Here is a 17,611-nt window from a genome sequence, read left to right on the forward strand (position 1 = left end):
GAATAAGCGTGATAATCAGCGCCCCTGCGATGGCGCATAAACCCAACGCCCAGCCAGGGAGCTGCCCCTGCCCCAGCAGCACCGCCGCGATGAGCCCGACTCCCGCGCCATTCGACACGCCCAGTAATCCAGGCTCTGCGAGCGGGTTTTCAAAGAGAGCTTGCATCACTGCGCCAGATAAGGCCAACGCAGCGCCTACCAGCAAAACGGCGAGGGTACGGGGAAATCGGATTTGCCAGACGAACAGATCGCCGCGGGCGCTGAACCAGTCGCCGGGGGCGATCCACTGTTCTCCTGCGCATAAGCTAATCACGAGCATGACCAATAGCAACAGCGATAAAGTGCCTAACCAGTATCGGTCTCGCCGACGTTGTAATTGTGCAAAAGGTTGCATGTTTATACTTTTTTTATGGGTTATCTCATTAATTTTACGATGAAAGCAAAAAACATGGAAGGAAGCTCTACCGCAAATGAGGCAATGGCCCAAAACAGCATGAACCTTAGACTTTTGCATAATGCAATGCTGGCAGCAATACCAGGTAGAAGCTGTCATTATTAATATCGCCCCTGAGATTAAATAAATAACCACAATCGGACAAGATGTCCGGTTGCAGAAGTTTTGTGTGATTGTCTTCTCATCAATACGTAAATATATTGTGTAGTCTTCGTATCATCATAACACCCTCAGGAATTATCTTATGGATATAATTCTTTCGCTTATTGCCGGCGCAATTATTGGTTTCATATTTACATTAATAAAACTCCCCATTCCAGCCCCTGCTGCCTGGCCTGGTGTATTTGGTATCATCGGTGTACTTAGTGGTAATCAGATCTTTAATTATTTATTCAACAAATAAATTCATTCACCAAAGAAATTAACGTATAGACAAAATAAACTTATTACATGGACCTCTCATCACATTCATGAAAAGTGAGGATTAGATGCCCTGTCGTTACAAAAAACAGCGTCTTCGCTATATTTTAACACTACTCAAAAAACAAGGAAGTGTAAAAATATCATCTCTTGTTAAGGTACTTGATGTTACGGAAAGAACACTCCGCCGCGACATCAATGACCTCGTAAAAACAGGACATGTCCGCTCATGCTATGGAGGTGCTGTATATAATCACGACAATGAATTCCCATTATATGAGAACAACTCTCTTTATTTGCACCAAAACATCATCATTAACCAATCAAAGATCGAACGAGAAATATCAATGAACGAAAACAGTGGGAAAGTTTACATTCTGGGTTCATTTAATACCGACTTAGTCTATCGGCTTCACCGTTTTCCTATTTCAGGGGAAACCACGCGCGCGCTTTTTTCCTGTTGTTTACCCGGAGGGAAAGGCAGCAACCAGGCGATAGCATCCGCACAAGCCAATGCTCGCACTTATTTTACAGTCAAATTAGGTGAAGATGAGTTTTCAACCAAAGCCCAGCATTTTTTAAATGGCGTAGGATTAGAAAAACTAACCATCTTTACCAAAAATGATGCACCAACCGGCAGTGCCGTAGTGATGATATCCGAAGAGGCTGGCGATAATGTAATCGTTATTAATCCAGGGGCTAATCAGGAAATAACGAGTGAAGAAATTATATCCTGTTATGACGAGATTGGCACCGCCAATGTTTTTTTGACGCAGATGGAAAACAATCCTGACGCTACAGCTCAAGCTATTAAGTTCGCACATGCCGCCGGGGTGATGACAATCCTGAATCCAGCACCATGGCGCAAGGAAGTGACAGATCTTCTCCGCTGGACACACATCCTGACCCCAAACCTCACAGAAGCAGAGGCGATTATTGGCAAGGCTATTCGTACGCCAGACGATATTCGTCAGGCCGCCGAAACCATGCACCAAATGGGACCACAATATATTCTAATTACGTTAGGCAAAGATGGGTGCTGGTTATTTGATGGATCTACACACCAACAGTTCCCGGCATATCCCGCCGTTAATATTGATACATCCGGCGCCGGTGATGCATTTAATGGTGCACTCGCTGCACGACTTGCCTGTGGAGAAAATATTGCCAACGCAATTCATTACGCCTGTGTATTTGCAGCACTGGCCGTAGAGCGTGAAGGTGCAGCCAATATGCCATCCCATGAACTCGTATTAAAACGATTAGCTTGTAATAAATACTGATATTAACCCACCACCAAAATAGGGATATGGAATGAAAAAAATCGCCTTCGGGGCTTTATTATCGTGCGTAGCTTTTTCCTCATTAGCTGAACAACAATACGGCTGGGGGAATATACATTTTGACTATCAATCCTGGGATGCCGGTGTTAAAGACCTCGAATATGAACAAGCCTTAATTGGTATTGAGGGAGGTATTGGTTTTGATTGGGGTGAAATGTACGGTTTTTATGATTTTGAAAACATTCTAGATGACGAGGGAAATCAGGGGCAGACTGCGAATGGTGAAATCCATACCTACCTCTGGAAAACAGGTGCCAGCTTATTTACAAAAGTCTATAATTCGCAAAGCCCCAATTTTAAAGAGACGAATCAATTTATTGGGCTTGGCTATACCGACCTGAAAGGCGATGGATGGTGGTTTAAACCCTGGATTGCTCGTCAGTACATTACCGCGCACAGTAATTTTGGCCCAGCTTATGATATTAATGGACTCAATGGTTTCTCAATCGGATGGAACGCTGGCTATGCTTTCAATCTTCTCAACCAGGACTTCTTACTGTCCAATTGGAATGAAATAGAACTTGACCGTAATGATGACTATACCGCTAACAATCATGGTAGCAATGGTTTAAACGGCGGCCTGAATATTACCTGGAAAATCATGCCTCATATATCCACCACATTAATGTATCGATACTTTTATAACAAACTTGGTGCGGATGGATATGGCGATATTCTCATTTATCGACTGGCCTACGACTTCTAACTTAAGGAACATTAACGATGTTAAGTATCCACTGGCCTGAATTAACTTCAGCGCAGCGTATTGCCTTAATTACGCCACCTAAGTATGGCAAAGTACCTATCGTTATTGACAGCGATACCTACAATGAAATTGACGATCAGATGGCCATTGCCTGGGCATTCTTACACCCGGAGCGCCTCGATCTGCAAGCTGTTTACGCCGCTCCGTTTACCAACCACTATTTTGGTAAAGAGGGCTCGCACACATATGTTGACGATCCCGCAGTAGGCATGCAACTGAGCGTCGATGAGATCTATCGCGTATTTAACAAACTCCCCCGCCGCGAAAACATACCGCAAATATTCCAGGGTTCAACACGCTATCTGAAAGATAGCAACCAGCCGGAGATGTCAGCAGCAGTACAGGATTTGATTAACCGGGCAAGAACGGCTGAGCAAACATTACATGTACTCGCAATCGCCGCGCCGACCAATATCGCTAACGCACTGCTCCTCGCGCCGGACATCGTCACAAAGATTCATGTCATCTGGCTTGGGGGTAACAGTTATGCCTGGAAAGATAATCATGAATTCAACCTGATGCAGGACATTGCGGCGAGTCGGGTACTTTTTGATAGTGGCGTAGCGCTCACCCAAATCCCCTGCTTTGGCGTGGCTAACACTATGGCCTCATCGGTCCCAGAGATGCAGTACTATTTTGCAGAGACCAGCCGCATTGGTAGCTACTTTGCTGAAATTGCCCCGCGATGCCCCTGGATTGGTTTTGCATCCCGCAAAGTCATTTGGGATATCACTACGGTTGGCTATGTCCTGAATCCTGACTGGTTCACCTGTGAATACCGTACATCCCCTTTGATCAATGACAATCTGAGCTGGAGTTTTGATAACCGCCGTCACGTCATTCAGGTCGCAAAATTTATTGAACGGGATGCTCTCTTTAAAGATCTTTTCCGTAGCATCATTGATGCCGATGAGGGATAAACCATGCAGATACTCATCGTCATACTTGGCATTGTTGTCCTGTTACTCGTTGCCTGGCTATGTTCAGAAAATCGCAAAGCTATCCGGTTTCGCACTGTTGGCGGCGCCTTTGCAATCCAGGCTCTTTTTGCTGCATTTATCCTGTATGTCCCCTTAGGGGAAAAAATCTTACTCGCCATATCAAACAGTCTGTCAGGCATGCTGAACTATTCGTCGGAAGGGATTAACTTTCTCTTCGGTAATCTCGGACAGTTCAAAATGGGGTTTGTATTTGCCGTGCATGTTCTGCCGATTATCATTTTTATGTCAGCATTGTTCTCCGTGCTGTACTACCTGGGCATCATGCAGTGGATTATCCGTCTCATCGGTACGGGTATCCATAAACTGCTACGCACCAGCCCGGCAGAATCCATGGCTGCAACGGCCAATATTTTTGCGGGCAATACTGACGTCTTCGTCCTGATGAAGCCTTATGCGCCACGCATGACGCGCTCAGAACTGTTTGCCCTCATGACAGGTGGTGTGGCCTCTATCGCAGGCTCAGTGCTGGTTGGCTATGCCAGTATGGGGATCGAAATTCGCTATCTGGTAGCCGCCTCTTTTATGTCAGCACCTGGCGGTCTGTTAATGGCGAAAATGCTGTTTCCAGAAACGGAACCCGAAAATACTGCCGACGTGTCAGGCGATATGCTTGGTCAAGAGGAAAAGCCTATCAACATCGTTGAAGCGGCGACAAATGGCGCGACTATCGGGCTGAAGCTAGCCGCTAACGTGGGGGCAATGCTTCTGGCACTGATTGCATTAATTGCTATGGTGAACGGCTTGTTGGGTTGGTTTTGTGGCTTTTTCGGCTATGGTAACGTCACGCTACAATTTATCTTCAGTTACCTCTTTGCTCCGGTTGCCTGGCTGTTGGGCATTCCCACTAACGAAGTCTTGCAAATTGGCAGCCTGTTAGGTCAAAAATTGGTGTTGAATGAGTTCGTCGCGTATACCAGCTTTATTCCAATGAAAGACCAACTGTCGGAATATTCGCAGATAATAACGATCATGGCGCTGGCTGGGTTTGCCAATTTGTCCTCTCCTGCCGCATTGATTGGCGTACTGGGGGGGATTGTGCCGGGGAAAAAAAGTTTCATTGCTAAAATGGGGCTTAAAGTGATCCTGGCGGGCACGTTGTCTAACCTACTGAGCGCAGCACTGACCGGACTGTTTTTCCTTCTGGCCCACTAAGAAAAAAGGCCGCATTCGCGGCCTTTTTAGTTAGTTCAGATTACTCTTCTTTCGGCGTTGCGTTTTCAACCCGGCTTTTTAACTTCTGTCCGGGTCTGAAGGTCACCACGCGCCGTGCTGTAATGGGAATATCTTCGCCCGTTTTCGGATTACGGCCCGGACGTTGATTCTTATCACGCAGATCGAAGTTACCAAAACCAGAGAGTTTTACCTGCTCACCATTTTCCAGAGCACGACGGATCTCTTCGAAAAACAGCTCGACCAGTTCTTTGGCATCCCGCTTGCTAAGCCCAAGCTTATCAAACAGATATTCTGACATTTCAGCTTTTGTAAGCGCCATAGGTTCAATCCCTCAATGATGCCTGGAATCGCTCTTTTAATGCCTCTACACATTTGGCGACGGTAGCGGCAATCTCCTCTTCTTCAAGTGTACGGCTGGTATCCTGAAGGATCAGGCTGATAGCGAGGCTCTTATAACCCTCCGCAACACCCTTACCGCGGTACACGTCAAACAAGTTTACGCCAACTACCTGATTTACGCCAACTTTCTTACATTCGGATAAAATATCCGCAGCGGGAACGTTTTCAGCCACAACGACCGCGATGTCACGACGGTTCGCCGGGAAGCGAGAAACTTCACGCGCCTGAGGCACCACGCGGTCTGCGAGCTTGTTCCACTCCAGTTCAAACACCAGAGTGCGACCGTTCAGATCCAGTTTACGTTCCAGTTCAGGGTGAACAACCCCAATGAAACCAATGCGTTCACCTTTCAGATAAATCGCCGCAGACTGCCCCGGATGCAGTGCTGGATTCGCTTCAGCTTTGAACTGAATATCCGCCAGCTTGCCGGTCAGGTCGAGAACCGCTTCCAGATCGCCTTTCAGATCATAGAAATCAACAGTCTCTTTTGCCAGATTCCAGTGTTCATCATGACGGTTACCGCAGATCGCGCCCGCCAGCATCAGATCCTGACGGATCCCGAGATTGGCCTGCGTGTCCGGTACGAAACGTAAACCCGTTTCGAAAATACGCACGCGGTTTTGCTGACGATTCTGGTTGTACACTACCGTAGACAGCAAGCCGGTCCACAGGGATAAACGCATTGCCGACATATCAATCGAGATTGGGCTTGGCAGCAGCAGCGCTTCTTCACCCGGGTGCAGCAGCGCCTGGACTTTCGGGTCGACAAAGCTGTAGGTAATAACTTCCTGGTAGCCTTTGTCATTCAGCATGGTTTTTACGCGTTTCAGCGACAAATCCGCTTCACGATGCGTACCCATGATTAGACCCGCCTGAATTGGCGTATTCGGGATATTGTCATAACCGTATACGCGGGCGACTTCTTCGACCAGATCTTCTTCGATCTCCATATCGAAACGCCAGCTCGGCGCTACCGCTTTCCACTCATCTTGCCCTTCCGTGACATCACAACCCAGACGGCGCAGAATATCGCTCACCTGCTCATCCGCAATATGGTGTCCGATCAGACGATCCAGTTTGCTACGGCGCAGCGTAATGGTTGCGCGTTTTGGCAGCGAGGCTTCGTTCGTCACGTCAATGATTGGACCCGCTTCGCCGCCGCAGATATCGATCAGCAGACGCGTAGCACGCTCCATGGCTTTATGTTGCAGCGCCGGATCGACACCACGCTCATAGCGGTGAGATGCATCGGTGTGCAGACCGTGACGACGCGCGCGACCGGTAATAGACAGCGGGCTGAAGAACGCGCATTCCAGCAGGACGTTTTGCGTTTCATCATTCACACCTGAGTGCTCGCCACCAAAGATGCCGCCCATTGCCAGCGCTTTGTTATGGTCCGCAATCACCAGTGTATCCGCATTCAGCTTCGCTTCACTGCCGTCCAGCAATACCAGGGTTTCACCTTCTTTTGCCATGCGGACAACAATCCCGCCTTCAATGCGGTCTTTGTCGAATGCGTGCATCGGCTGGCCCAATTCGAGCAGCACATAGTTAGTCACGTCAACCACGGCATCGATCGAGCGGATGCCGCAACGACGCAGTTTTTCTTTCATCCACAGCGGGGTTGGCGCTTTAACGTTAATGCCTTTCACCACACGGCCCAGATAGCGTGGACAGGCTTCCACCGCGTCGACCTGAATCGGCAGGACGTCGCTAATGGTTGCGGCTACTGGCGCTATTTCCGGCTCAACCAGAGGGGCTTTGTTCAATACAGCTACGTCACGTGCCACACCGATAATGCCTAAGCAGTCGGCGCGGTTCGGAGTGACGCTGATTTCGATAGTATTATCGTCAAGTTTCAGGTATTCACGGATATCGGTACCAATTGGTGCATCGACAGGCAGTTCGATAATACCGTTGTGATCGTCGGAAATGCCCAGCTCGGAGAACGAGCACAGCATGCCTTCAGACGGTTCACCGCGCAGTTTCGCGGCTTTGATTTTGAAATCGCCCGGCAGAACGGCACCAATGGTTGCTACAGCCACCTTCAGCCCTTGACGGCAGTTTGGCGCACCGCAGACGATATCCAGCAGGCGGTCGCCGCCGACATTCACCTTGGTGACGCGCAGTTTGTCAGCGTTCGGATGCTGAGCGCACTCAACCACTTCGCCCACCACAACGCCGTTGAACGCGCCAGAAACAGGATCCACACCGTCAACTTCCAGACCCGCCATCGTGATTTGGTTTGACAACGCATCGCTATCAATCGCCGGGTTTACCCATTCGCGTAACCACAGTTCACTGAATTTCATTGTTTTATCCTGCCTTTATTTAAACTGTTTGAGGAAACGCAGATCGTTTTCGAAGAAAGAACGCAGATCGGTTACGCCGTAACGCAGCATGGTCAGACGCTCCATACCCATACCGAATGCAAAGCCAGAGTAGATTTCCGGATCGATACCGACGTTACGCAGCACGTTCGGGTGAACCATTCCGCAACCCAATACTTCCAGCCATTTGCCATTTTTACCCATCACATCGACTTCCGCAGAAGGTTCGGTGAACGGGAAGTAGGAAGGACGGAAACGAACCTGCAGGTCTTCTTCAAAGAAGTTGCGCAGGAAATCATGCAGCGTGCCTTTCAGGTTGGTGAAGTTGATGTTGGTATCAACAATCAGCCCTTCCATCTGATGGAACATTGGAGTGTGCGTCTGATCGTAGTCGTTACGATATACGCGGCCCGGAGCGATAATACGGATCGGCGGCTGTTTTTCTTTCATGGTGCGGATCTGCACGCCGGAAGTCTGCGTGCGCAGCAGACGCGTCGCATCAAACCAGAAAGTGTCGTGGTCAGCGCGCGCCGGGTGATGGCCAGGAATGTTCAGCGCATCGAAGTTATGATAGTCATCTTCGATTTCCGGACCGGTCGCCACGGTAAAGCCCAGCTCACCAAAAAAACTTTCAATGCGATCGATAGTCCGCGTTACCGGATGCAAACCGCCGTTTTCGATACGACGCCCAGGCAAGGAGATATCGATCGTTTCTTCAGCCAGACGAGCATTCAGCGCGGCATTTTCTAATTCGGCTTTACGCGCGTTCAGCGCTTGCTGAACCTGCTCTTTGGCTTCGTTTATCACCGCACCTGCTGCCGGGCGCTCTTCTGCCGGCAGTTCACGCAGGGTAGTCATCTGAAGGGTCAGGTGCCCTTTCTTGCCCAAATATTCGACGCGGACATTGTCTAACGCGGCAACATCTGAAGCCTGGTTAATGGCGGCCGTTGCACTGGCAACCAGCTCTGCGAGATGTGACATGGTTTTCCTCGTTATGTTGCGATATTCACTAGTCGCTCGTAAATACACAAAATCATTCTGGCTGAGTCAAGACAGCAGTAGAGCGCTAATCCTCAGACAAATATGTGACTGGGGTAAGCGACTGCAGCCAACGCAGAGGCAGCCTGAAGGATAACGTGTATAAAAAAAGCCTCCACCAGGGAGGCTTTTAGGCGCTGTTTTCCGTTTCTTCTTTCACGCGCAAGCCTCCTGAGTTCAGGTGCTAAAGTAAAAGAAGAAGCGGAAAATAGCAGCATTCATGCTTGCGTTACCTTGTGTGGTAAAAACCGGACAACCTTTATTGAAAAGGCTTACGGATAAATTGTCAACCAATTGATTGCACTACAAATAAAAGAGAGGGAGCCAGGCTCCCTCTTTTCACCGGCTTATGCCAGAGCTGCTTTCGCTTTTTCGACCAGAGCGGTGAACGCTACTTTGTCGAATACTGCGATGTCAGCCAGGATCTTACGGTCGATTTCAACAGAGGCTTTTTTCAGGCCGTTGATGAATTTGCTGTAAGAAATACCGTTCTGACGTGCTGCTGCGTTGATACGCGCAATCCACAGTTGACGGAACTGACGCTTTTTCTGACGACGGTCACGATAAGCGTACTGACCAGCTTTGATAACAGCCTGGAAGGCAACGCGGTATACGCGAGAACGCGCACCGTAGTAGCCTTTAGCTTGTTTCAAAATTTTCTTGTGACGTGCACGGGCAACTACACCACGTTTTACGCGAGCCATATGTGCTCTCCTGTATCTATATTCTTAGTAAAAAAATTAATTAAACGTTAACGGCTTATGCGTACGGCAGGCACGCGATAACCAGACCCAGATCGCCTTTAGAAACGAGGCCTTTTGGACGCAGGTGACGTTTACGCTTAGTAGATTTTTTGGTCAGAATATGACGCAGGTTTGCGTGCTTACGCTTAAATCCACCACCACCGGTTTTTTTGAAGCGCTTAGCAGCACCGCGTACGGTCTTAATTTTTGGCATTTTAATAACTTCCACTTCGCATTGTTAATAAACGAAACGTAGGCGAACAACGGCTGTGGAACCCGCAGGCTCCACAGACATTGCTACTTGAAGGCCTTACTGTTTCTTCTTAGGAGCGAGCACCATGATCATCTGGCGGCCTTCGATCTTCGTAGGGAAGGATTCGACTACTGCCAGTTCACTCAGATCGTCACGGACGCGGTTGAGCACTTCCATACCGATCTGTTGGTGGGCCATCTCACGACCGCGAAAACGCAGCGTGATCTTGGCCTTATCGCCATCTTCCAGAAAGCGTACCAGGCTGCGGAGTTTTACCTGGTAATCGCCATCGTCGGTGCCAGGACGGAATTTAATTTCCTTAACCTGAATAACTTTTTGCTTTTTCTTCTGTTCCTTAGAAGACTTACTCTTTTCATAAAGGAACTTGCCGTAGTCCATAATACGACAAACTGGCGGTTCGGCGTTAGGGCTGATTTCAACTAAATCTACTCCAGCTTCTTCAGCTTTTTCGATCGCTTCTCTCAGACTCACAATACCCAAAGCTTCGCCTTCCAGACCTGTTAAGCGAACTTCCAGGGCGCGAATCTCGCCATTGATACGATTCGGACGTGCCGTTTGAACTCGTTTTCCGCCTTTAATACCTTATTCCTCCAGTTGTTGAAGACTGCGGCTGCGAATCTCTTGTTGCAGCTTCTCAATCACTTCATTTACGTCCAGGCTGCCCAAGTCTTTGCCACGACGGGTGCGCACGGCAACTTTGCCTGCTTCTACCTCTTTGTCGCCACAGACCAACATGTAAGGGACACGACGTAAAGTGTGCTCGCGGATTTTAAAGCCAATCTTCTCATTTCTCAAGTCTGCTTTTACACGAATACCCGCATTTTGTAGTTTCTGCGTTAATTCGTTGACGTATTCAGACTGTGAATCGGTGATGTTCATGACGACAACCTGAACTGGCGCAAGCCAGGTCGGGAAGAAGCCAGCGAACTCTTCGGTCAGGATACCGATGAAACGTTCCATCGACCCAAGAATTGCGCGGTGAATCATAACCGGCACCTGACGCTCGTTGTTTTCGCCAACATAAGAGGCGCTTAAACGGGACGGCAGAGAGAAGTCCAGCTGTACAGTACCGCACTGCCATGCACGATCGAGGCAGTCATACAGGGTAAATTCAATTTTCGGACCGTAGAATGCGCCCTCACCCAGTTGGTACTCAAACGGGATGTTGTTTTCTTCCAGCGCAACGGCCAGGTCAGCTTCAGCACGGTCCCACATTTCATCGCTACCGATACGTTTTTCGGGGCGAGTGGACAGTTTGACGACGATTTTCTCGAAGCCAAAGGTGCTATACATATCGTAGACCATACGAATGCAAGCGTTAACTTCATCACGGATCTGCTCTTCTGTACAGAAGATATGTGCATCATCCTGAGTGAAGCCACGAACGCGCATCAGGCCATGCAGCGCGCCTGACGGCTCATTACGGTGGCAGCTACCAAACTCAGCCATACGCAACGGCAGATCACGATAGGATTTCAGACCCTGATTGAAGATCTGCACGTGGCCCGGGCAGTTCATGGGCTTAATGCAGTATTCACGGTTCTCAGAGGAGGTCGTGAACATCGCATCTTTGTAGTTATCCCAGTGACCTGTTTTTTCCCACAGCACGCGGTCCATCATGAACGGACCTTTAACTTCCTGATACTGGTATTCTTTCAGTTTTGAGCGAACAAAGACTTCCAGTTCACGGAAGATTGTCCAGCCATCATTGTGCCAGAACACCATACCCGGCGCTTCTTCCTGCATATGATACAGGTCAAGCTGCTTACCGATTTTACGGTGGTCGCGTTTGGCCGCTTCTTCCAGACGTTGCAGGTAGGCACTCAGGGCTTTTTTATCGGCCCATGCAGTACCATAAATACGCTGCAGCATCTTGTTATTGCTGTCGCCACGCCAGTATGCCCCAGCGGTCTTCATCAGTTTGAAGTGATGACAGAAACGCATGTTCGGCACGTGCGGGCCACGGCACATATCGACATATTCTTCATGATGGTACAAGCCAGGCTTGTCATCATGGGCAATGTTTTCATCAAGAATGGAGACTTTATAGGTCTCGCCACGCTTCACGAAGGTTTCACGCGCTTCGTACCAGCTGACTTTCTTCTTAATGACATCGTAGTTTTTCTCAGCGAGCTCGTGCATCCGCTTCTCGAGCGCGTCGACATCTTCCTGGGTTAGCGTACGGTCAAGATCGATATCGTAGTAAAAACCGTTATCAACAACCGGTCCGATCGCCATTTTGGTGTGCGGCCAGAGTTGTTTGATCGCGTGCCCTAACAGGTGCGCACAGGAGTGACGAATGATCTCCAGACCTTCTTCATCCTTCGCGGTGATGATGGAGAGCTTCGCATCATGCTCAATCAGATCGGAAGCATCTACCAGCTCACCGTCAACACGGCCAGCAATAGTGGCTTTCGCCAGACCTGGACCGATGTCCAGCGCAACATCCATGGGGCTTACAGCGTGGTCGTAATGGCGTTGGCTGCCATCAGGAAGAGTAATAACAGGCATGTTATATCCTTATTTGCAGTGGTGACCCACACGTAAGATCACATACAAAGATTCAATATTTAAAATCATCAAAAAGGTGTGGGCTGATTCCCGCTTCACTCTGCGAAATATGTCACTGGTCGCCTTAATGGCTACACTGGACCTACACCCGCTTTTTGATAACACCGTTTGACAGTGTACACGGCATTACGAGCCGATCAAAGCAACAATCAACGCGCACTCTATGATGTAAATCAATTCACTGACACCCTGACGTTTTTGTTACACTTGTATAAAGTTATCTAACCTGAGCAGGAAAAGGACAATGCCAACAAATCGCTTTGCGAAGAAACACTGGAAGATGGTTGTGATACTGCTCGTTATTTGTGCGGCAATGCTGATGCTACGTTGGGCTGCGATGATCTGGGGTTAAAATACTGGTACACGCAGTTCCGGTTCCGTTGTATTTATCAATTAAATCGAATTCGTCTGAAAATAGCGCGTTATTGATAAGTATTAAAAATAAAACACAGATTTAATATTAAATAAATTTAACGTTAATTGAGAAAAGCCGGGCCAATTATTTGACCCGGCTTGTCATTACATACGATAGCCGAGTGACACAGTAGTACGACGATCGGTATGCTCCGGCGCTGTTGCCGGTGGTTCAGAGTTCCAGGTAACGTTGTAAGCCACCTTTAACCCAAAGTGTTCGTTGATAGCAACGTTCAAGGCCGTTTCAGAATTGAGCGTTGTATCGTCAGCACCAAATACCGACACACCTTGCGTAAACTTAGTATTATCCGTCATCTGCCACGCATAGGCCCCGGACGCATAGCCCAGCGGCTGTGTTTCGGTGGTGCCATCCGTGTGCTCGTCATAGCGCACACCTGGACCGAATTCAAAACGGAAGCTGTGCACTGGTCCGTTGAGGAACTGACGACCATAACCTGCGGTTAGCACGTCACGCTCGCGATAGCCGTTGTAACGGTCGGTCAGCCAGCTTGCCTGACCAAAGAGATAGTCATAGTCGGTCATGTTGTAACGACTACGGCCACCTACGGCATATTTCTCCGATGAACGCTCATCATTTGAGGAGGTATTGCTGGCATTTCCCCACAAAGACCACGCCGTAGTTTGACCGTACCAGGTCATGGTGGTGTCTGCAGTTAAAGAAGAACTTTTTGTGTTGCCTGACTGGGCGAGATATCCCGCGTTCAGGTTACCTTCAAAGGGTTTTTTCGCGCTGGAAGGGTCATCCATGACAGTAAAAACGGAATCATCGGCGGCAGCCTGCATTGACGCAAGCAGGCCACCCGTCAGCAGTAACGCTGCGGGCACTGTCTTCAAAAGCTTCATTTATTAAGAGTCCGTACAACAAAAAAAGAGACCATAACGGTCTCGGAAACTTTCATATGGATCAATGACAAAAGACCCTTGAAAGGTAACAAATTATAAAAAGACTCGAATAACATAGCAATAAATTCTTATTTCATTTTTTGAATAAGAGCGTTCCTAAACCGTTTTTTTATTTATATATCTTTAACGCGAATATTTTAAATAAAGATATGAAAAATCATGTTGTTAATTACTTCACTTTCGGGGGGTTAAGTGCCAGACTGAGGACAGCCTAACAGGAGGTAAAGATGGTACGTATCTATACGTTAACACTTGCGCCCTCTCTCGATAGCGCAACAATCACGCCGCAAATCTACCCGGAAGGTAAGCTTCGCTGTACCTCGCCGGTTTTTGAACCCGGCGGCGGCGGCATCAACGTCGCTCGCGCAATTGCCCATCTTGGCGGCACCGCTACGGCCATCTTCCCTGCGGGTGGCGCCACCGGAGAGCATCTTGTTACTTTGCTCGCCGACGAAAATGTTCCCGTATCCACCGTCGAAGCTAAAGACTGGACCCGACAAAATCTCCATGTGCACGTTGAGTCCAGCGGTGAACAGTATCGCTTCGTCATGCCAGGCGCTGCGCTCACCGATGATGAGTTCTACCAACTTCAGGATCAGGTGCTGGAAATTGAGTCTGGCGCACTGCTGGTTATTAGCGGCAGTTTGCCGCCTGGCGTACAGCTTGAGAAGCTGACCCGGCTCATTACCACAGCACAAAAACAAGGGATTCGCTGTATCGTCGATAGTTCTGGCGAAGCGCTGGCGGCAGCATTAACCATCGGCAATATCGAACTGGTCAAACCCAACCTCAAAGAACTGAGCGCGCTGGTGAATCGCGAACTCACGCAGCCCGATGATGTGCGCAACGCCGCGCAGGAAATCGTGCAAAGCGGAAAAGCGCATCGCGTAGTGGTCTCGCTTGGACCACAAGGAGCGCTGGGCGTTGATCGTGAAACCTGTGTCCAGGTGGTTCCGCCACCGGTGAAGAGTCAAAGTACCGTAGGCGCGGGCGACAGTATGGTCGGGGCCATGACGCTTAAACTGGCGGAGAGCGCACCTTTTGCAGATATTGTTCGTTACGGTGTCGCCGCAGGTAGCGCCGCCACCCTGAATCAGGGTACGCGTCTGTGCGCTTTAGACGATACGCAAAAAATATACGCGTATCTGGCTCAGTAATGACGGCTTCCCCTTGTCTAGATACAAGGGGATTTCCCCGTAAAACTGTCGGCATGGGTGTTATACGTCTATGATAAAAAATCACGTGATTACAAAGAAGTGAATCATGTGCAACCGGGCGTCTTCACAACGATGCGAGGTGAAGAAGAACGACACACATTAAGTGCCTTTCCAGCGATGACGCGTCCGTGGTGTGCGTCAGTTCGTGTTTTTTAACCGCATTCTTGCGCTAACCTTATGATCTGGCAGACAACATGGGGAGAGACATCATGTGGCAGGCTATCAGTCGTCTTTTAAGCGAGCAATTAGGTGAAGGCGAAATCGAACTGCGTAACGAACTGCCCGGCGGAGAGATCCACGCCGCATGGCATTTACGCTATGCGGGGCGCGATTTTTTCGTTAAATGCGATGAAAGAGAGCTGTTAACCGGCTTTACGGCGGAAGCCGATCAGCTGGAGCTACTTTCTCGCAGTCAAACCGTATCTGTACCGAAAGTCTGGGCGGTAGGCGCAGACAGAGATTACAGCTTTCTGGTGATGGATTTCCTCCCTCCCCGTCCGCTTGATGCGCACAACGCGTTTATCCTCGGCCAGCAGTTGGCGCATTTGCATGAATGGAGCGATCAGCCGCAGTTTGGGCTCGACTTCGATAATGCGCTCTCTACCACGCCGCAGCCCAACACCTGGCAACGTCGCTGGTCAACCTTTTTTGCCGAGCAGCGTATTGGCTGGCAGCTGGAACTCGCCGCTGAAAAAGGCATTGCGTTTGGCAATATCGACGCCATCGTCGAGCATGTTCAGCAGCGTCTCTCTTCTCATCAGCCGCAGCCGTCTCTTCTGCATGGTGATTTGTGGTCCGGGAACTGCGCTCTCGGCCCGAACGGCCCGTACATCTTTGACCCTGCCTGCTACTGGGGGGACAGAGAGTGTGACCTGGCAATGCTGCCGTTACATACCGATCAGCCGCCGCAACTCTATGACGGTTATCAGTCTGTTTCTCCGCTACCATTGGATTTTCTCGACAGACAGCCTGTCTACCAGCTCTATACGCTGCTGAACAGGGCTATTCTGTTCGGGGGACAGCATCTGGTCGTGGCGCAGAAAGCGCTGGACAGGTTACTGGCGGCTTAGCAAAGTCGCACGTTGCTTATCTGGCCTGGCGTTTCGCAACGCGTCAGGCCTGATAGTGCAGCAGTTACAAAAAACCCAGTAATGAAAAGAAGAAGTAGCCAATCACGATAACGATCACCGGCAAAATATAGAGCGGGAAAATTTGTAAAAAGATCGTATGGTGCGGTACCACAATACGCGACTCAAGTTGCTCGCGTGATAACCCTTCACTGCCCTTTGCCTGTTCCAGAATCAACTGGTCCTCAACGCCCTCGCGTAAATAACGCGCCTGACGGCTCATTCTGGCGCCTGAATCCTGCAACGCCAGACCGATAAAAATCAGAATGAAAATCAGCCAAAAAACGAGATTCAGTCCACTTTGAAAATCGGGCGTCGGCGAGTTATACCAAAACACGTTAAGAAAAGGTGTGTTCACACGCATCATGTCGATCATCACATGAGCAAAATCGAGCATGACCGCGTTAATCCCTTCCTGCTTTTCGCTGTGCGCATACATTAACTTCAGTACTGAAACCAGGGTTGAAATCAGCGCGGGAATGAAAATCCCCCATCCCACCAGCCTTTTCAAGATGGCAATGCGTCCAGCTTGTTGATACGTCATGAGTTCCCCTTGATTAAGACGTGTCATTTTGGCCTAAGTTTACCCGTTGATTATCGTTTTCGCCTGATCTTTAAAGGCGGTATACTGCTGAATTAGCCATAATGAACGCTCAGAGCCCGTCCTGGCTGGCTCTTAATCCCTTTTATCCCCCGTAAAGGAGAGGTTGTGATGTCAACCCCGCGTCAAATTCTTGCTGCAATTTTCGATATGGATGGATTACTGGTCGATTCTGAACCGCTTTGGGATCAGGCCGAACTGGATGTGATAGCAAGTTTAGGCGTTGATATCTCCCGCCGCCATGAACTTCCCGATACACTTGGCTTACGCATCGACATGGTGGTTGATTTGTGGTTTGCGCAGCAACCGTGGAACGGTCCCTCACGTCAGGAAGTAACCGAGCGCATCATTACCCGCGCAATTGCGTTAGTTGAAGAAACAAAACCACTGCTGCCGGGCGTGCGTGAGGCCGTGGCATTGTGTAAATCTCAGGGGTTGAAAGTAGGACTGGCATCCGCCTCGCCGCTGCATATGCTGGAAAAAGTGCTAACCATGTTTGATCTGCGCAGCAGCTTCGACGCACTGGCTTCTGCGGAAAAACTGCCCTACAGCAAACCGCACCCGCAGGTTTATCTCGATTGCGCGGCGAAACTGGGCATTGACCCTATAAACTGCGTAGCACTGGAAGACTCGGTGAACGGCATGATTGCTTCGAAAGCCGCCCGTATGCGTTCCATCGTAGTACCTGCGCATGAAAATCAGGACGATCCTCGCTTCGTTCTGGCCGACGTCAAACTGGCCTCGCTCACCGAACTCACTGCCGCTCACCTGCGCGGCTAATCCTGCGACGGGCAATGATCGCATTGCCCGCCTGCC

At 49.4% G+C, this 17,611-nt stretch carries 20 protein-coding genes and 1 other annotated feature; of the genes, 9 read left to right on the top strand and 11 right to left on the bottom strand.

Annotation, left to right across the window (positions count from 1 at the left end; genetic code table 11):
• The coding region (locus tag FDW87_RS22700; RefSeq protein WP_252363207.1) for an iron chelate uptake ABC transporter family permease subunit at positions 1-394 on the bottom strand (394 nt) is incomplete at its 3' end.
• Between the two features lie 304 nt (positions 395-698).
• Here FDW87_RS22700 and FDW87_RS14600 point away from each other — a divergent pair.
• The 5 genes from FDW87_RS14600 to FDW87_RS14620 all read left to right on the top strand — a co-directional run bounded on the left by FDW87_RS14600 (position 699) and on the right by FDW87_RS14620 (position 5,136).
• A complete protein-coding gene (locus tag FDW87_RS14600; RefSeq protein ID WP_016152871.1) occupies positions 699-857 on the top strand; it encodes a DUF1427 family protein in 159 nt (52 codons plus the stop codon).
• 85 nt (positions 858-942) lie between these two features.
• Positions 943-2,157 (top strand): PfkB family carbohydrate kinase, encoded by a 1,215-nt coding sequence (locus tag FDW87_RS14605; protein ID WP_137379883.1) that lies wholly within the window; start codon positions 943-945, stop codon positions 2,155-2,157.
• A 31-nt stretch (positions 2,158-2,188) separates the two neighbouring features.
• Positions 2,189-2,923, top strand: coding sequence for an outer membrane protein OmpK (locus FDW87_RS14610; protein ID WP_016152869.1), 735 nt, complete (start codon positions 2,189-2,191; stop codon positions 2,921-2,923).
• A gap of 17 nt (positions 2,924-2,940) precedes the next feature.
• Positions 2,941-3,903, top strand: a complete 963-nt coding sequence (locus FDW87_RS14615) for a nucleoside hydrolase (protein ID WP_053389680.1) — start codon at positions 2,941-2,943, stop codon at positions 3,901-3,903.
• 3 nt (positions 3,904-3,906) lie between these two features.
• On the top strand, positions 3,907-5,136 hold the full coding sequence (locus tag FDW87_RS14620) for a NupC/NupG family nucleoside CNT transporter (protein ID WP_049268805.1): 1,230 nt from the start codon (positions 3,907-3,909) through the stop codon (positions 5,134-5,136).
• Between the two features lie 40 nt (positions 5,137-5,176).
• Here FDW87_RS14620 and ihfA read toward each other — a convergent pair whose 3' ends face one another.
• From ihfA to thrS, 8 genes are all read right to left on the bottom strand, one after another.
• Positions 5,177-5,476, bottom strand: coding sequence for an integration host factor subunit alpha (gene ihfA, locus FDW87_RS14625; protein WP_003030571.1), 300 nt, complete (start codon positions 5,474-5,476; stop codon positions 5,177-5,179).
• Between the two features lie 4 nt (positions 5,477-5,480).
• Positions 5,481-7,868 (bottom strand): phenylalanine--tRNA ligase subunit beta, encoded by a 2,388-nt coding sequence (pheT, locus tag FDW87_RS14630; RefSeq protein ID WP_137379884.1) that lies wholly within the window; start codon positions 7,866-7,868, stop codon positions 5,481-5,483.
• A gap of 15 nt (positions 7,869-7,883) precedes the next feature.
• Positions 7,884-8,867, bottom strand: coding sequence for a phenylalanine--tRNA ligase subunit alpha (gene pheS / locus FDW87_RS14635; protein ID WP_016152865.1), 984 nt, complete (start codon positions 8,865-8,867; stop codon positions 7,884-7,886).
• Between the two features lie 159 nt (positions 8,868-9,026).
• Positions 9,027-9,151, bottom strand: a sequence feature (Phe leader region).
• The gene (pheM, locus tag FDW87_RS21200; protein ID WP_001386830.1) at positions 9,102-9,146 is read right to left on the bottom strand and encodes a pheST operon leader peptide PheM; all 45 of its coding nucleotides are present in this window, start codon (positions 9,144-9,146) and stop codon (positions 9,102-9,104) included. (Overlaps the previous feature by 45 nt.)
• Positions 9,152-9,271: 120 nt before the next feature.
• Positions 9,272-9,628: a 50S ribosomal protein L20 gene (rplT, locus tag FDW87_RS14645; protein WP_003030578.1), complete on the bottom strand. Its 357-nt coding sequence runs from the start codon at positions 9,626-9,628 to the stop codon at positions 9,272-9,274.
• 55 nt (positions 9,629-9,683) lie between these two features.
• Complete coding sequence (gene rpmI / locus FDW87_RS14650; protein WP_003030583.1) at positions 9,684-9,881, bottom strand: 50S ribosomal protein L35; 198 nt, start codon at positions 9,879-9,881, stop codon at positions 9,684-9,686.
• 96 nt (positions 9,882-9,977) lie between these two features.
• Positions 9,978-10,520, bottom strand: coding sequence for a translation initiation factor IF-3 (infC, locus tag FDW87_RS14655; RefSeq protein ID WP_048997935.1), 543 nt, complete (start codon positions 10,518-10,520; stop codon positions 9,978-9,980).
• 3 nt (positions 10,521-10,523) lie between these two features.
• Positions 10,524-12,452, bottom strand: coding sequence for a threonine--tRNA ligase (gene thrS, locus FDW87_RS14660; protein WP_016152864.1), 1,929 nt, complete (start codon positions 12,450-12,452; stop codon positions 10,524-10,526).
• A 304-nt stretch (positions 12,453-12,756) separates the two neighbouring features.
• Here thrS and yniD point away from each other — a divergent pair, with 304 nt between their 5' ends.
• Positions 12,757-12,864 (top strand): small membrane protein YniD, encoded by a 108-nt coding sequence (gene yniD / locus FDW87_RS14665; protein WP_003030590.1) that lies wholly within the window; start codon positions 12,757-12,759, stop codon positions 12,862-12,864.
• 167 nt (positions 12,865-13,031) lie between these two features.
• Here yniD and FDW87_RS14670 read toward each other — a convergent pair whose 3' ends face one another.
• A complete protein-coding gene (locus FDW87_RS14670) occupies positions 13,032-13,790 on the bottom strand; it encodes a YdiY family protein (protein ID WP_016152863.1) in 759 nt (252 codons plus the stop codon).
• A 287-nt stretch (positions 13,791-14,077) separates the two neighbouring features.
• Here FDW87_RS14670 and pfkB point away from each other — a divergent pair, with 287 nt between their 5' ends.
• Together pfkB and FDW87_RS14680 are read left to right on the top strand one after the other, a co-directional pair.
• A complete protein-coding gene (gene pfkB, locus FDW87_RS14675; RefSeq protein ID WP_047500833.1) occupies positions 14,078-15,007 on the top strand; it encodes a 6-phosphofructokinase II in 930 nt (309 codons plus the stop codon).
• A gap of 269 nt (positions 15,008-15,276) precedes the next feature.
• Positions 15,277-16,137: a fructosamine kinase family protein gene (locus FDW87_RS14680; RefSeq protein ID WP_016152861.1), complete on the top strand. Its 861-nt coding sequence runs from the start codon at positions 15,277-15,279 to the stop codon at positions 16,135-16,137.
• A gap of 64 nt (positions 16,138-16,201) precedes the next feature.
• Here the strand turns inward: FDW87_RS14680 and FDW87_RS14685 are convergent, their stop codons facing one another.
• Complete coding sequence (locus tag FDW87_RS14685; RefSeq protein WP_137379885.1) at positions 16,202-16,738, bottom strand: YniB family protein; 537 nt, start codon at positions 16,736-16,738, stop codon at positions 16,202-16,204.
• Between the two features lie 168 nt (positions 16,739-16,906).
• Between FDW87_RS14685 and hxpB the strand changes: the two genes are divergently transcribed.
• On the top strand, positions 16,907-17,575 hold the full coding sequence (hxpB, locus tag FDW87_RS14690; RefSeq protein ID WP_016156335.1) for a hexitol phosphatase HxpB: 669 nt from the start codon (positions 16,907-16,909) through the stop codon (positions 17,573-17,575).
• The last annotated feature ends 36 nt before the right edge of the window (positions 17,576-17,611 follow it).

It is taken from the genome of Citrobacter sp. wls826, from assembly GCF_005281245.1.
Taxonomy (GTDB): Bacteria; Pseudomonadota; Gammaproteobacteria; order Enterobacterales; family Enterobacteriaceae; genus Citrobacter; species Citrobacter braakii.

What these genes read in the sequence shown, in the direction of transcription:
- rpmI (WP_003030583.1), bottom strand. Translation starts at nt 9,881, where the DNA reads ATGCCAAAAATTAAGACCGTACGCGGTGCTGCTAAGCGCTTCAAAAAA.
- FDW87_RS14670 (WP_016152863.1), bottom strand. Translation starts at nt 13,790, where the DNA reads ATGAAGCTTTTGAAGACAGTGCCCGCAGCGTTACTGCTGACGGGTGGC.
- FDW87_RS14685 (WP_137379885.1), bottom strand. Translation starts at nt 16,738, where the DNA reads ATGACGTATCAACAAGCTGGACGCATTGCCATCTTGAAAAGGCTGGTG.
- FDW87_RS14680 (WP_016152861.1), top strand. Translation starts at nt 15,277, where the DNA reads ATGTGGCAGGCTATCAGTCGTCTTTTAAGCGAGCAATTAGGTGAAGGC.
- FDW87_RS14615 (WP_053389680.1), top strand. Translation starts at nt 2,941, where the DNA reads ATGTTAAGTATCCACTGGCCTGAATTAACTTCAGCGCAGCGTATTGCC.
- FDW87_RS14620 (WP_049268805.1), top strand. Translation starts at nt 3,907, where the DNA reads ATGCAGATACTCATCGTCATACTTGGCATTGTTGTCCTGTTACTCGTT.
- yniD (WP_003030590.1), top strand. Translation starts at nt 12,757, where the DNA reads ATGCCAACAAATCGCTTTGCGAAGAAACACTGGAAGATGGTTGTGATA.
- pheS (WP_016152865.1), bottom strand. Translation starts at nt 8,867, where the DNA reads ATGTCACATCTCGCAGAGCTGGTTGCCAGTGCAACGGCCGCCATTAAC.
- pfkB (WP_047500833.1), top strand. Translation starts at nt 14,078, where the DNA reads ATGGTACGTATCTATACGTTAACACTTGCGCCCTCTCTCGATAGCGCA.
- rplT (WP_003030578.1), bottom strand. Translation starts at nt 9,628, where the DNA reads ATGGCTCGCGTAAAACGTGGTGTAGTTGCCCGTGCACGTCACAAGAAA.
- pheT (WP_137379884.1), bottom strand. Translation starts at nt 7,868, where the DNA reads ATGAAATTCAGTGAACTGTGGTTACGCGAATGGGTAAACCCGGCGATT.
- ihfA (WP_003030571.1), bottom strand. Translation starts at nt 5,476, where the DNA reads ATGGCGCTTACAAAAGCTGAAATGTCAGAATATCTGTTTGATAAGCTT.
- FDW87_RS14610 (WP_016152869.1), top strand. Translation starts at nt 2,189, where the DNA reads ATGAAAAAAATCGCCTTCGGGGCTTTATTATCGTGCGTAGCTTTTTCC.
- FDW87_RS14600 (WP_016152871.1), top strand. Translation starts at nt 699, where the DNA reads ATGGATATAATTCTTTCGCTTATTGCCGGCGCAATTATTGGTTTCATA.
- FDW87_RS14605 (WP_137379883.1), top strand. Translation starts at nt 943, where the DNA reads ATGCCCTGTCGTTACAAAAAACAGCGTCTTCGCTATATTTTAACACTA.
- thrS (WP_016152864.1), bottom strand. Translation starts at nt 12,452, where the DNA reads ATGCCTGTTATTACTCTTCCTGATGGCAGCCAACGCCATTACGACCAC.
- hxpB (WP_016156335.1), top strand. Translation starts at nt 16,907, where the DNA reads ATGTCAACCCCGCGTCAAATTCTTGCTGCAATTTTCGATATGGATGGA.